Source organism: Cryobacterium sp. MP_3.1, from assembly GCF_035984795.1.
In the GTDB taxonomy this organism is placed as follows: Bacteria; Actinomycetota; Actinomycetes; order Actinomycetales; family Microbacteriaceae; genus Cryobacterium; species Cryobacterium zongtaii.
Genome location: NZ_JAXCHV010000009.1, coordinates 94,425 through 107,902, shown reverse-complemented (window position 1 = coordinate 107,902; position 13,478 = coordinate 94,425). Strand labels below are relative to the sequence as shown.

Annotated in this window: 11 protein-coding genes; all 11 read right to left on the bottom strand. The window is 69.0% G+C overall.

Annotation, left to right across the window (positions count from 1 at the left end; genetic code table 11):
* Positions 1-6: 6 nt before the first annotated feature.
* On the bottom strand, positions 7-864 hold the full coding sequence (locus RCH12_RS08250) for an aminoglycoside phosphotransferase family protein (RefSeq protein WP_327016587.1): 858 nt from the start codon (positions 862-864) through the stop codon (positions 7-9).
* Between the two features lie 38 nt (positions 865-902).
* Positions 903-1,760 (bottom strand): Cof-type HAD-IIB family hydrolase, encoded by an 858-nt coding sequence (locus RCH12_RS08245; protein ID WP_103429882.1) that lies wholly within the window; start codon positions 1,758-1,760, stop codon positions 903-905.
* Between the two features lie 80 nt (positions 1,761-1,840).
* Entirely contained in the window at positions 1,841-3,265 is a 1,425-nt protein-coding gene (locus RCH12_RS08240; protein ID WP_103429883.1) for a glycoside hydrolase family 1 protein, read from the bottom strand.
* A gap of 98 nt (positions 3,266-3,363) precedes the next feature.
* Entirely contained in the window at positions 3,364-5,229 is a 1,866-nt protein-coding gene (locus RCH12_RS08235) for a beta-glucoside-specific PTS transporter subunit IIABC (protein WP_327016586.1), read from the bottom strand.
* 189 nt (positions 5,230-5,418) lie between these two features.
* Positions 5,419-6,306, bottom strand: a complete 888-nt coding sequence (locus tag RCH12_RS08230; RefSeq protein ID WP_327016585.1) for a PRD domain-containing protein — start codon at positions 6,304-6,306, stop codon at positions 5,419-5,421.
* A 52-nt stretch (positions 6,307-6,358) separates the two neighbouring features.
* The gene (locus RCH12_RS08225; protein WP_327016584.1) at positions 6,359-6,877 is read right to left on the bottom strand and encodes a DinB family protein; all 519 of its coding nucleotides are present in this window, start codon (positions 6,875-6,877) and stop codon (positions 6,359-6,361) included.
* 95 nt (positions 6,878-6,972) lie between these two features.
* Positions 6,973-8,358, bottom strand: coding sequence for an AMP-binding protein (locus RCH12_RS08220; protein ID WP_327016583.1), 1,386 nt, complete (start codon positions 8,356-8,358; stop codon positions 6,973-6,975).
* The gene (locus RCH12_RS08215) at positions 8,351-9,181 is read right to left on the bottom strand and encodes a phosphohydrolase (RefSeq protein ID WP_327016582.1); all 831 of its coding nucleotides are present in this window, start codon (positions 9,179-9,181) and stop codon (positions 8,351-8,353) included. Before RCH12_RS08215 ends, RCH12_RS08220 begins: the two co-directional genes overlap by 8 nt.
* A complete protein-coding gene (locus RCH12_RS08210; RefSeq protein ID WP_327016581.1) occupies positions 9,174-11,159 on the bottom strand; it encodes a VWA domain-containing protein in 1,986 nt (661 codons plus the stop codon). The genes RCH12_RS08215 and RCH12_RS08210 overlap by 8 nt, the downstream gene beginning before the upstream one ends.
* The gene (locus RCH12_RS08205) at positions 11,156-11,896 is read right to left on the bottom strand and encodes a hypothetical protein (protein WP_327016580.1); all 741 of its coding nucleotides are present in this window, start codon (positions 11,894-11,896) and stop codon (positions 11,156-11,158) included. The genes RCH12_RS08210 and RCH12_RS08205 overlap by 4 nt, the downstream gene beginning before the upstream one ends.
* Complete coding sequence (locus tag RCH12_RS08200; protein ID WP_327016579.1) at positions 11,893-13,470, bottom strand: AAA family ATPase; 1,578 nt, start codon at positions 13,468-13,470, stop codon at positions 11,893-11,895. The genes RCH12_RS08205 and RCH12_RS08200 overlap by 4 nt, the downstream gene beginning before the upstream one ends.
* Positions 13,471-13,478 lie beyond the last annotated feature (8 nt).

The window sequence follows — 13,478 nt, the reverse complement described above, 5'->3', positions numbered from 1 at the left end:
CCGACACTACGCTCCGATGCTGAAAGTTCCACTCGACTTATCCCCGTCGTTCAGGCTTTCCAACAGGAGGTCCGCCACGGCAGGGGCGGTTCGGGCGTGCCAGGTGGGAATGGCGTCGCCCCGCGCCCAGGCCAGCGACAGACCGCACCAGGCGATGGTCCACTCCGCTAGCGTCACCGGGTCGATGCTCGCCTGGCGGCTGATGGTGTTCAGCCGCGCCGCGAGATTGTCGAGCGCGGCCGTTTCGGTCGGGTTGCAGAGGATGTTGGCGAAGTCGAAGGCGCGATGCCCGATCAGGCCCTTCGGATCGATCGCCGCCCAGCGGTCGCCGAAGTCGAGCACATTGCCGTGGTGGATGTCGCCGTGCAGCACCGCAACATCCGCCGGCGACGTCGTGGCCAGCAGCCGTTCGGCCTGTTCGGCCGCCCGCTGCAGCACCGGGTCGTCGGAGCGGGTGGTGAGCAGAACCTGGAACCAGTCGCGGAGGGCGACGAGAGGCACCTCTCCGGAGGAGGGCGGTGTGCGCTCGTGCAAGGTCAGCGCGGCCTGCACGAGGACGGCTGTCGCTGCCGCATCCTGACCCGCCGCCGCCATGACCGTCAGATCGCGAGAACCGGTCGCTCGCACCATGAGCGTCGCCCGGTCGGTCCGCGCCAACACCCGCGCGGCTCCGTGCCCGCCCCACCACTCGAGGAGGGTGGCACCCCGAGCTTCCTCCTCCACCAGTGCGATCTTCAGCATCACGGCTTCACCCCCGCGGGTGCCGGGCATGAGCTCGCTCGACGGTGTCGAGAACCCCGTCCCCACGGGTGTCACACCCCACGCGGTCAGCCGCGTGCGCATCTCGGCCGAGGGCTCGTTCATCCGCTCAGGCTACCCGCGCAACCCGGGGCGAGCAGCCGTCAGATCAGGCCGTGGCGGCGGAACGCGTTCCAGACGCCGTCGTCGAGGACCGAGGTGGTGACCTCGTCGGCGTGCGCCTTGACCGTGTCGGTGGCGTTGCCCATGGCGATGCCGACGCCGCAGACCTGCAGCATCTCGATGTCGTTGGTGCTGTCGCCGATACCGATGGCGGATGCCGCGTCGATGCCGAGCTTGTCGAGCAGCTGCAGGAGGGTCGTGCCCTTGTTCACCCCGTCAAGGGTGACCTCGCCGCTGCCCTTGCCCAGGTGCGGGATGGTGCCGGTGATCACGTGGAAGTCGCCGCTGAGCGCTTCCGACACCCTGTCGAAGGCCGTGAGGTCGGCGGCGAGGAACACCGACTTCGCGATGCCGGTGTAACGAAGCGGGCGCACGTCGGCGAAGGCCTTCAGCGCGGGGTGCTCGTCGGCGTCGGTGACGGAGGCCAGGTCGGTGCGGGTTTCCCCCTTCCGCTCGCTGTCGTCGTCGAGGTACGCCGCGAACCGACCCCGGACCCCGGGGCTCGGGAAGAGCTCGTCGTAGGACTGCAGGTAGAAGTCGTACCCCGACTCCTCATAGAAGCCGACCATCCGGGCGACCGCATCCTCGGGCATCGTGCGGGAGATCACGAGTTCGTCGCCGATCTCGGCGAAACCGCCACCGGCGGTGATGGCACCGTCGAAGCCGATGTCGCGGATCGCCGCGTAGATCTCCACCGACGCCCGCCCGGTGCTCAGGTAGACCAGGTGCCCGTTGGCCCTGGCGGTCTGCACCGCCTCGATGGTGGACGGGGCGATCACTTCGCCCGAGTCGATGAGGGTGCCGTCCACGTCGAGAAAGGCGATGCGCGGGGAAATCATGTGGAGCTCCAAACGAGGCGGTCTCCCGGGCCGAACCGGGTCCGGGAGACCACCCAAGGGTTAATACGTATACATCGACGCTAGCGGGTGAGGCTGGCACCGTTCGACTCGATGACCTCGGCGTACCAGTCGAACGACTTCTTCTTGTACCTATCGAGGGTGCCGCTGCCGTCGTCGTTGCGGTCGACGTAGATGAACCCGTAGCGCTTGCTCATCTGTGCCGTGCTGGCGCTGACGAGGTCGATGCAGCCCCAGGGTGTGAAGCCCATCACTTCCACACCATCGGTGAGCGCCTCACCGACCTGCACGAGGTGGTCGTTCAGGTAGGCGATGCGGTAGTCGTCGATGACGGTCTTGCGGCCGTCGATCTCGACGAGTTCGTCCTTGGCGCCCAGACCGTTCTCCACGATGAACAGCGGCTTCTGCCAGCGGTCCCAGAACTGGTTGAGCACGATGCGCAGGCCGACGGGGTCGATCTGCCAGCCCCACTCGGATGCCTTCAGCGTCGGGTTGCGCACGCCGGGGAAAATGTTGCCCTCGCCCATCACCCGCTGCGAATCGTCGGCCGTCTCGGCCACACTCACGTAGTAGCTGAACGAGACGAAGTCGACGGTGTTCTCTTTGAGGACCGCGCGGTCCTCGTCGGTGATCTCCAGGTTGACGCCCTGGTCGCGCAGGCTGCGCAGGTAGTAGCCCGGGTATTCGCCGCGCACGTGGATGTCTCCGAAGGCGAGGTTGGTGCGCTCGGTGGTGAGTGACGCCATCACGTCGTCGGGGTCTGGCGTGAGCGGATACGTCGGCATCGCCAGGATCATGCAGCCGACCTGGGCGGTGGGCGCGAGCTCGCGGGCGGCCTTGGTGGCCAGGGCGCTGGCGACCAGCTCGTTGTGCACAGCCTGGTACAGGTCGGTCTTGGACAGCCGGTCCTTCGGGGTGTTGATGCCGCCAGACATCAGCGGGGCGTGCAGCACCGAGTTGATCTCGTTGAAGGTGAGCCAATACTTCACCCGGCTGCCGTAGCGGGCGAAGAGCACCCGGGCGTAGCGCTCGTAGAAGCCGATCAGGTCGCGGTTGACCCATCCGTCGTAGGTCTCGCTCAGGTGCAGCGGGGTCTCATAGTGCGAGATCGTCACCAGCGGCTCGATGCCGTGCTTCTCGCACTCGTCGAGCACGCGGTCGTAGAACGCGAGGCCCTCCTCGTTGGGTTCGGTCTCGTCGCCGAGCGGGAAGATACGGCTCCAGGCGATGGAGAAGCGGAAGGTCTTGAAACCCATCTCGGCGAACAGGGCGATGTCCTCGGCATAGCGGTGGTAGAAATCGATGCCCACCTGCTTGAGGTTGTCGTCGGTCGGGCCGGCGGCGCGCGGCGTGGTGATGCCCTGGGGCATGACGTCCTGGATGGACAGGCCCTTACCGCCCTCGTTGTACGCGCCCTCGATCTGGTTCGCCGCGGTGGCGCCGCCCCAGAGGAAGTCAGCGGGGAAGGTGGATGTTGAATCGGTCATTCGTGTACTCCTCTATTACGCACTGCAGATGTGGTGCAGTGCACGGGGTGGAAGAGCGGCAGGGCCGCTCCTCCACCGGGACGTGCTGGGTGTGCTTACTAGGCCAGGGCCAATTCCTCTTCGGCGACGGCCAGGAAGAGGGTGTCGCCGTGGGCCACCGGGCCCGCGGCCGGCGAGCCGATGGCCGGGTACTTCTTCGGGTTCGTGATGATCACAGGGGTGGTCACGTCGTAGCCTGCCGCGGTGATCGCGGCGATGTCGAACTCCACCAGGAGGTCGCCGGCTTTGACCTGCTGTCCCTTTTCGACCTTGAGGGAGAAGTGCTTGCCGCCGAGCTTGACAGTGTTGATGCCGATGTGGATCAGCGCTTCAGCGCCGTCGGCGTGCTGCAGGCCGATGGCGTGACCGGTCGGGAACGCGGCGACCACGAGAGCGTCGAACGGGGCGTACAGAGCGCCGACGCGGGGGATGATCGCGACACCCTTGCCGAGTGCGCCACCGGCGAAGACGGCGTCGGGAACCTCGGTGAGCGGAACGGCGGTGCCGTCCAGCGGGCTGAGGACAACAAGGTCGGTGCCATCCACCGGGGCGGCGGTCTCAGCGACCGGGTCCTTGAAGCCGACGATGACGGTGAGGAGGAACGGCACCAGGACGGCGACGGCGAGGCCGAGGACCAGCATCACGATGCTTCCCTCGCTGAACAGAGCGGGAAGGCCCAGTGCCGAGGGGAGCACGAAGGCGTTGCCGGCCACACCGCCCGCCGAAATCAGCCCGCCGCCGATGACACCGCCGATGATTCCATACAGGAACGGGCGCTTGAGTGGCAGATTCACGCCGTAGATGGCTGGCTCGGTGACACCGGCCAGGAAGCCGGACAGCGCGGCGGGGGCCGCGAGGGACCTCAGGTTCGCATCTTTGGTGCGAACCCAGACACCGGTGACGGCCGCGGCCTGCGCCAGAACTGCAGCGAAGAGGGGCGCCAGGAGGTAGGTCAAACCTGTGCTCTGCAACTCGGCCGTCATCAGGGGAACAAAGCCCCAATGCAAACCGAAGATTACGAAAACCTGCCACAGACCGCCCATGATTGCGCCGCCGAGCCACGGCAGAACGGTGAAAATCCAGCCGATGCCGCCTGCGAGGCCGCCACTGATCACGTTGGAGAGCGGGCCGATGGCGAGGAAGGTCAGCGGAACGAGGACAACAACCAGGAGCATGGGGGTGACGAACCGGCGGATCGCGGCGGGAAGCTTGGCGTAGAGAAAGCGCTCGGCGTGGCTCTGCAGCCAGACGATGACGATGATCGGGATGACACTCGACACATAGCTGACCATTGTGACGGGGACACCGAAGAAGGTTATGTCGGGCGCCCCGTTGAGGGCGACGATCGACGGATAGACGAAGGCGCCGGCGATCGCGAGGGAGGTGAACTGCTCGGCCTTGAAGTACTTCGCCGCCGTGATCGCCAGTGCGAGCGGCAGGAAATTGATGAACGCATCCGACAGCGCGTTGAGGATCACGTACGTCGTGGTCGTGTTGTCGAGCCAGCCGAAGGTGACCGCCGCGGCGAGGAACGCCTTGAGCAGTCCCGTTCCGGCCAGAGCCCATACCAGCGGGGTGAAAATCGCCGAGATCATCGCAATGAAACGGTTGAGCAGGTTGCCCTTCGGGGCATCCGTCGTGGCACCGGTCGTGTTCGTCGACCCGCCCGTCAGGTTGGAGATCTTGCCGATCTCGGCGAACACCTCTGGCACCTCGTTGCCGATGACGACCTGGTACTGGCCGCCGGCTTCTGCCGTGGCGATGACGCCGGGCGAGGCCTTGACGGCCGCCTTGTCGATCTTCGAGTCGTCCTTGATGACAAACCTCAGGCGCGTCGCGCAGTGCACGAGCGACGATACGTTTTGTTCGCCACCAACGCCCTTGAGGACCGCAGCAGCAGTCTTGGAATAGTCCATCTGTGTCATTCGCCTTCCGCCGCGGCATCGCGACTTCTGTCTCTGAGAAGCGGCTCACGGTGTTTTGGGCAAAAAAAAGACCTGAACTCAGACATCGCGCTATGCGATGAGAGTCCAGGTTTTGCCTGCTTGCGCAGTAACAATCCGAAGAGCTTCCACAGGTCGTCTTCGCCCTGCGACGCTCACGCTAGCACACCGTCAGGGCGCTGCGCCATCCACAACCTGGTTGGCCAGGCGCTCCACGTGCACGATCACGTAGAGGAGTTCTTCATCGGTGAGATCGGAGCCGGTGGCTTCGCTGACGTATAGCTTGACGTCGGCAGCGATCGCGTACGAGCGCGGATAACTGTGTTTGGCGAACTCGAAAAACGACGTGTCGGAGCCTCGCAGCATCGTCTGGGCCACGAGTCGCTGCAGGAGGAATTGGATGTGCAGGATGAACCGCGCGTAGTCCGGGCTCGCCACGTCCAGCTGCACGCCGAGGCCGCCCTCCACCGTGGTGACCACGTGCTGTACCCGACGGAAGAGCAACGCCGCGGTGCCGTTGGGCTCATCCCGGGTCGCGTTGAGAATATGCATCGTGAGGAATACGGCCTCCTCCGCCGGGAGGTCGGTCTGCAGACTGGCACTGACGGATCGTGCCATCGCCAGCGCCGCGTCGAACTCCTGCGGGTGCAGCACGCGCAGTTCGGGCATCGCCGTGCTCGGGATCCGAATGCCCTTCTGCATGCGCTCGAGCACGTATTGCACGTGGTCGATGATGGCCATCGGCAGCCGCCGACCGAGGCTGCGCCCCAGGATCCGCTCGGCCTCATCGACGGCGGCCGTGACGGCCTCGATGACCGGATACGGCACCGAGGCGAGCAGCTGCCGGGCGTGATCGGCTCCGCTGCCCTGCTCGAGGATGAAGGTCTTCTCCACCCTCGCCGGGTCGATGGTGTCGGTGGGCTGCAACTGGAATCCCAGCCCGCGTCCCATCAGTACCCGTTCCTGGCCGGCGCTGTCGACCGAGATGACGACGTTGTTGTTGAGCACCTTGTGCGCCACAACGGCCGGGCTGCGCGCCACGCTGCGGTCCGTCGTCATGGCCGAAGTTTACAGCGTCGGCCGTTCGAGTGACCGGATCGCTGACGTCCGGTCAGCGCGACACGTCGTGCAGGTGGTGCGTCGGGTCGTGGATGAAGTACTGGGCCAGCGTGGTCACGGTGAAGCGGGCGCCGTCGCTGCGGCGGCCGGTGCGCTGCCGGTCGGCGGGCGGCACGGCCGCGAAGGCTTCGGCAACGGATGCCGCGGCCGCGGCCAGTTCCGCCGCCACGACCTGTGGATCCTGCTCGTTGTAGCGCTCGGCCACCGCGGTGGCGTCCTGGTCCCAGTTCGCGAAGAGCGGGTCGTCCTCGGCGCGGATCAGGCCCAGCCGCAGGTCGAAGATGCGGAACACGTCACGCACGTGGGCCGCGTATTCCAGCACCGACCACGTGGTGTCGTCGGGCCGCACCGTAACATCCGGTCGGTCGAGCACGGGTGCCCAGGCGGCCGCGTTCTGGCGCACAAGGTCGGGTACGTCGTCGTAGCGGAGCTCGGCGGCGGAGAATCCACACTCGGCGCAGGGGCGCTCGAGCACCCAGGTCCAGTCTTTGGTGTCGGGGGTGATCGGCATCTTCACAGCCTAGGGAAACCGGCCGGCCGGCTGCGGGAACCGACTGCCACAAATGGTGCAGACTCTGCCAATCGCATCCGCGCCACAACGGTGAGCTAGGTGCCCGGCGCCTCGGACTCGTAGCGGCGCGGTTTGCCCTCGCCGAGATCGAGCAGGGTCGGCACCGCGGTCACGGTCACCGACTGCTCCAGCAACCGTCCGAGCGCCGCACCGATCTGCCCGGCATCGCCGCCCACCACGGTGGCGGTCACGCTGCCGTCGACGCCCTGTCGCACGGCCCAGCCGCGCGCCCCGCCGGCCTGCAACTGCTGGGTGAGGTCGGCGCAGGGCACCAGCGCACCGTCCAGCGCCAGGAACCGGGTGGCCTCCCGGCCCTCCAGGTCGGCCAGTGCGGGCCGGCCGGCCACGTCGACCAGCCGGCCGAAGTCCCCGGTGCGGTACCGCACCAGCGGCAACAGCGGGTTTTCCCCCGCGGTCACCACGATCTCGCCGCGCTCCCCGGGTGCCACCGGGTCGCCGGAACCGTCGAGCACCTCCACGTGCACCCGCCGATCGAGGATCACGAAGGGTCCCCCGTCGGCGCTGGCGGCGATCGGCCGGGTCTCGTGCAGCCCGTAGACGTCGATCACCGGGCAGCCGTATGCCGCCTCCAGGTCGCGGCGGAGGGCCAGACTGAGCGCCATCGCGCCGCTGAACAGCGCGAGCGGCCGCAGCCCCGCCACGAGATCGGGGTGCAGCAGCTCCGCCAGGCTGGTGGGGTTGCCGGTGATCACCTGCGGCTGCTGGTCCAGCAGAAACCCGGTGCGCTGCCCGGGCGCCGGCCACTGCGACGGGTGCAGGTTGAGCCTAGCCATGGTGGCCTGACCGAAACTGCTGATCGAGGACGTATACGTGAACGCCTGCCGCTGGTGCACCAGGTAGGCCAGCGCCATCCGTGCGGGGTCGGGCCGCCAGTCGATACCCTGCTCGGCCACCAGGTTCACCAGCAGGTGGAAGCTGCGAGCGACCTCCTCGATGTCGTCGGGGATCTGCAGCGCCCGCCCGGTGGTGCCGGAACTGGAGCCCTCGATCATCCGATCGAGGTCGGCATCCAGCGGCACGAACGCCGACACGTTCTCGAGCAGATCGTCGCGGGTCACGGTGGGCCAGGTGCCCAGCTCACCGAGGGTGTCGGCGACCCTGCGGTAGGCGGGCAGCCGGCGGGCGATGGCGAGGTGCTCGGCCAGCCAACCGGTGACGGGCAGCGCCGCCTGGGCCCTGGCCACACCGTCGGCGGTGAGCCTGTCACCGGTCCGGTGCACCCAGGCCGGGGCGAGCGGATGCCGCTGCACGGCATCCAACCGCGCCGCGCCGGCCACATCGAGGGTGGGCCACCGTTCGGCGTCGGTGAGCGCGACGGTGCCGCCCGGGACGTATTCGACCAACGCCAGCGGGTCGTCCGGGTCGGGCACTGCCATGGCCGGCCCCGGTCGCTTACTCATTCGAGTACCGGGCGGCGGCCTCCCGGGCCCTGGCCTCCTGCAGCCGTTTGGTCACCTGGAGCCGGTGTTCGTGTTCGGCCATGGTCTGGGCCAGCGCCGCGTTCTGCTGCAGGGAGTCGCGCATGGCGAGGATCGACCTTGCGGTGGCCTCATCCTCGCCGGCCGGCAGGTGGCCGGACCAGAGCAGGAAGGTGCGGGCCGCCTCGTCGCGCCGGTCGGCCGTGCGCACCCACTCGGCCGGGTCGACCACCGCCGCCAACCGAAACGAGAGCGCGGCCATGGCGCGGCCATACCAAACCGGGCTCAAGGGCACCGACAACGGACCGTTCAGGTCCTCGCTGGCCCAGAGCCACAGCACCAGGGCCGCGCCCCGGCGGGCGGCGGTCGACCCGGTGGCCCGCACCTGGTCCACAATCCGGAGGACCTCCTGCCCCCTCCGGTCCGGCGGCGTTGATCCGACGGCGCCGTATTCCATTTCAAGAATATTCTCGGCGAGCGGGAGGATAGCCACGTCGTCGGCGAGGAAGGACGCCGGAACCAGGGACAGGCGGGTGGCGATCTCGGCGGTACTCGCCCCGGGCAGGCAGGTGCGCCAGACGAGCACGTCGTCCTGCTCACGCGCGAACCACACCGCGAGAAGCGCCTCCGAGTCAACTGCATCCGGCGTGGCGCCGGCTGGCTCCGCGTCGGCCGCCGGGCGCGGCACCCGCGCGGTGGGAGGAGAGAACGGCGTGGCGTTCGTCGCCAGCTCCCCCCGGTCCGGGGCCCTGAGCCCGGCGGAGTTGGTCAGCCGGCGCCAGAACGGCGCGGGTCTCTCAGCCACGGAATCCTCCTGGTGATCGGGTGGCATGGCGCGGATCGCTCTCCGTCAATCGCCGGGCGAGCCGGGCGCAGGCGGCCGGGGCATCGTCCATCCGCTGGATGTACTCGACGTCATAGCCGGCCGCAGCGGCAGGCTCGGCGACGGAGCGGCGGGGGTCCTGCAGGATCAGCGTGGCCGTGTCGAGCCCGCGGCGCACCCGGGCGGCGACGTCGGCGTACTCTGGCTGCCCCGCGCCGAACATCGAGAGCAGTCCCTCGTCGGAAAGCACCACCACGTGCCGGCGCACACTCGCGCTGGTGCGGCCCCGGCCGCGATACCGGCTCCCGTACAGGTCGAGCGGGAAGACCGTGCCCCAACCGAAGTAGGTGGTGAGGTCACGCAGCGCCTCGAGGCGGTCCCGGGTGAATCTCTCGCCACCGGCGACCTGTCCGGCCGCCGAGAATGAGGTCACCCGCACCCGGCCGCCGCCGCGCAGCACCGAGAGGATGAGGATGCTGCCGGCCAGGACGGCCGGCGACTCGTTGGCGGGACTCACCATCGACCCCGAGGAGTCGATGTACAGGTCCAGATCGAGGCTCGCGGTGGCCACGGGCGGCGCGTCGGGCAGGTATTCCCGCTGCCGGGTGGTCACCCCGGGCACGACCGTGGGGCTTCTCGCCATCGACGCGGCCCAGTCGATGTCGGCGAGGTCGTCGCCGAGCTCCCACGCTGCCAGGGGACCCGGGATCTCGGCGTCGGCCGGGGGCGCATCCGGAGTGCGCTGCAGCAGCGGCTTCACGTAGCTGCGCGCCCGGGTCTGATACCAGGCGGCGATCACAGCGTTGGCGCCGCTGTCGCGGTAGAGATCCAGTGTCCGGGCCAGGCCGTAGCCCTGGCCGGAAGGCGCGGTGGGCCGGCCGTCACCCGGCGAGTCCGGGGCGCCAGGCACCGTGCCGGCGCCGGAGCCGGCCGTGGTGAGGCCGCGGGCCTTGGCCACCGCCGGATGCTCCGGATCTTCCCTCAGGCGCGCATCCCCCAGCACCGCGACCAGCTCACCCGCGGTCGCCGGGGTCGCTCCGGACTCGCCGTCGCAGACTCCCCCGTGCACCACCGACCCGGGGCGGTGCCTGGTGGGCCCCTCGGCCACCAGGTACGGCGCCAACAGCATCCCGAAGCGCAGCGCCCCGCTCACCGGATCGTCACCGAAGGTGCGCACGGTCTCGGCCAGCAGCACCGCGTCGAGCCGCGGGTCGGTGAGCGCCAGGGCATCGAACTCGCGCTGCACCTCGGCGGCCAGCTCCTCGGTCCGCTCCGACAGCTGCAGTTCGGCGAGCTTCTTCGGGTCTTTGGTGGCCAGGACCTCATTGAGCCGGTTCTTCTTCTGCCGCGCGTCGGTGATCTTCGATATCCGCTGCCGCACCACCTCGTCGGGGTCGATCGCGACGGCCGGTGGCTCGGCCGGGCAGAGGGCCCCGGCCGCGAGCACCCACAGAATCTCGTAAGCCCGCAGGAGCACCCACCAGAGCCGATCGGCGCTGTCGTTCCCGCCCAGCACCGCCCACATCCGCACCATCTCCGGCGGCGTGGCCTCGCCGTCCCGCCGCCGTTGCAGCTCGGCAACCCGCACGTTGATGAGCATGTCCGACCACAGGTTCGAGAGTTTGTGAACCTGGTCGGCGACATCCGGGATGCGCGCGGCATCGGTGGCCGCGAGCGCCCGCGCGATTTGGTGCCGGATTTTCAGGCTCGTCAGCCGGGTCGAGGGAGAAAGAGCGTGGTGGCCGATCTCGTGCGCGAAGATGCTCTCCAGAAACGCCCCGACGCCCAGCCGCTTTGCCTGCGGAAGGTCGAAGGTCACCTGCGGCGGGAAGCTGAACCAGGCGAAGGACGCCTCCTTCGCGTCCGGCGCGAGCTCGGGGTCGTGCAGTTCGACGCCCCAGAGCGCCTGGGCGCTCTGCCAGGCGCTGCGCTGCTCGGGGGTGAGCGGCGCAGCCGTCACGGCCGCTCCTCCGGGGTCCACAGCTGTGCCGTGTAGGCGCGCACGGTCAGCACGGCGCCGGCCGCACCGGTCTCGGCGAGCCCCTGCGCGGTATCGCACGCCGCAGACCACCGTGCGTCGGCCGCAGCGTCGACATTCCCCTGCTCGTCGGTCGCGAGCCGCACGAGGGTGTGCCCGAAGACATCGGCGGTGAGCAGCCAGTCCTCGGCCGTGGCAGCACTGCCGGTGCGGATCAGGAAGCTGCCCGGCCGGTCGCCGGCCAGCGCCGCCACCGGGGGTGCCAGCCACGGGCCGTAGAGGCCGCGGAAACCGCCGATCACGGCGAGGAGGTCTCCGGGGGCGTGCAGGCCGGGCCAGCCGAACCGGGAGTTCAGTTGCAACGCGGCGAACGGGGCCACCCCGCCCTCACCCAGGCCCAGCGCCGCGGCGAGGGCGGGCAGGCCGGTGCGTTCGTGGGCCAGGGCCAGGTCGAGGCGACGCAGCGCATCCGTTCGGAACGCCAACGCGCCGCTTCTCCAGGCGGCGAGGGCGGCGAGGGTGAGCAGGTCGTCCCGGTCGGCGTCGGGCGCTGCCGCCACGGCCCGGCCGACGAAGTGGCGGTAGCGGGCGCCGGCCGCCTCGCCGTGCCGCTCCTGGATGCGGGTCGCCGAGAGCTCGAGGTCGACCGTGGTCTCCGGCAGGGCCTCGTCGGTGAGCTCCAGCGTCTCGTTCACGAGGTGCCGGGGGCGCTGGGTCACCCGCTGAACCCCAGCCAGCTGACGTAGTTCGTGTAGCGCTGGTGCAGGTACTTGAGGGCGAGCAGGTCGTCGAAGTGCCGACCGTAGAGCTTGCCCTGCTTGGCGATGCCGCTGATCAGGGATTCAATGCCGGTGAGGCGCTGCGCGGCCTCCGCAGAGCTGACTGCGTCCAGGCCCTGGTTGAACAGGTCGAGGGCGTCGCTGATCGGGTCGTTGCCGCCGAGGCCGAGGGCGGTGAACTGCCGGCGGGACTCGGTGAACAGGTCGGCGAGCCAGCTGATCGAGTCGGTGGCCAGCTCCCGGTCGGCACCCACGTCGAAGCGGGGGTGCAGTTCGTTGGGCAGCAGTTTGCCGCGCAGCGCGAACGGCAGCACGGCGGCCAGGTCGTCCAGGCCCACCACGGGCCGGCCGCGGAAGTAGGCCATCGCCTTGGCGTAGCGGATGAGGGTCTGCAGCGACCGCACCGAGAGGCTGTTGCTGGTCTGCGAGCCGAGGTCGACCTGCAGGTCGGCGCCGGAGTTGGCCTCGATCACCTCGGCCACCTCGCCACCGCCGGTGCGCACGGTGTCCTTGGTGCGATATTCGAACCGGCGGCCGCCCTGCTGCACGAATTCGAAGTGGCTGGCGAAGAACTCCAGCTGGCGACGCACCGCACCGGGCAGCGGCACGGCCCGGATGGCCGCCTCGAGCAGGCGCTGTTCGTCGGCGTCGAAGATGAGCTCGGGCGGCAGGTGGTCCTCCGGCCGCTCGCCGGCCTCGACGCGGGCGACGAGTTCGTCGAAGAACCGGTTGTTGAAACCCTGCGCGGCGACGGTCACGTCCATCCGGTCGCGGAGCGCCTGGATCACCGGGAAGGTGCCGCCGCCGGCGTCGTCGTTGGCGGTGAAGAACCAGCTCTCCACCCCGGATTCCGGCGCGGTCGAGTGCATCTGGTCGTGGCTTTCCACGTAGCCCTCTGCCACCATCGTGAGCAGCGCCGACTGGGTCTTGGTGGGGATGCGGTTGTACTCGTCGATGATCTTCACCGGCTGGCTGAGCCAGCTGCGCCAGGCGATCTCGATCTCGGCCAGGCTCCCGGCGGTGACGAGGTCACGCGGCAGCGGCATCCCGACCAGGTCGCTCACCGTGACCTGGGGCTGGCCCTGTTGCACGTTGCGGCGCACCTCGCGGGCGCCCGACCCGGCGAGCACGCCCATCAGGATGGCCAGGGTGGTCTTGCCGCGCCCGGGGCCGCCCACGAGCAGGCACTTGCCGCCCACCGCGAAGGTGAGCAGCGGCAGCAGCACGTTCGAGGAGTAGGACTGGTCGGTGGGCAGGTGCAGTTCGGCGCCGGCGTCGCCGAGTTCGAAGATGACCGGGGAACCGGTGGAGAATTCGACGTCGTAGAACGGCGAGATCACGGCCCGGTTCACCAACCAGAAGTAAGCCTGGCGCAGCTTCTCGTCCAGCGCCGTGTCCACCACCGCCGGCGCCTCGGTGAAGAGGTCCTCCGCGGTCAGCTCCTCGGCCAGTGTGGCGGCGTTAGCGCGCGTCGGTGATTCGGATACCTTGTTCCAACGATTCCCCAGCGCCATGGTTTTCA

Coding starts and splice junctions, on each gene's coding strand:
- RCH12_RS08250 (WP_327016587.1), bottom strand. CDS start 864: ATGAACGAGCCCTCGGCCGAGATGCGCACGCGGCTGACCGCGTGGGGT.
- RCH12_RS08245 (WP_103429882.1), bottom strand. CDS start 1,760: ATGATTTCCCCGCGCATCGCCTTTCTCGACGTGGACGGCACCCTCATC.
- RCH12_RS08240 (WP_103429883.1), bottom strand. CDS start 3,265: ATGACCGATTCAACATCCACCTTCCCCGCTGACTTCCTCTGGGGCGGC.
- RCH12_RS08235 (WP_327016586.1), bottom strand. CDS start 5,229: ATGACACAGATGGACTATTCCAAGACTGCTGCTGCGGTCCTCAAGGGC.
- RCH12_RS08230 (WP_327016585.1), bottom strand. CDS start 6,306: ATGACGACGGACCGCAGCGTGGCGCGCAGCCCGGCCGTTGTGGCGCAC.
- RCH12_RS08225 (WP_327016584.1), bottom strand. CDS start 6,877: ATGCCGATCACCCCCGACACCAAAGACTGGACCTGGGTGCTCGAGCGC.
- RCH12_RS08220 (WP_327016583.1), bottom strand. CDS start 8,358: ATGAGTAAGCGACCGGGGCCGGCCATGGCAGTGCCCGACCCGGACGAC.
- RCH12_RS08200 (WP_327016579.1), bottom strand. CDS start 13,470: ATGGCGCTGGGGAATCGTTGGAACAAGGTATCCGAATCACCGACGCGC.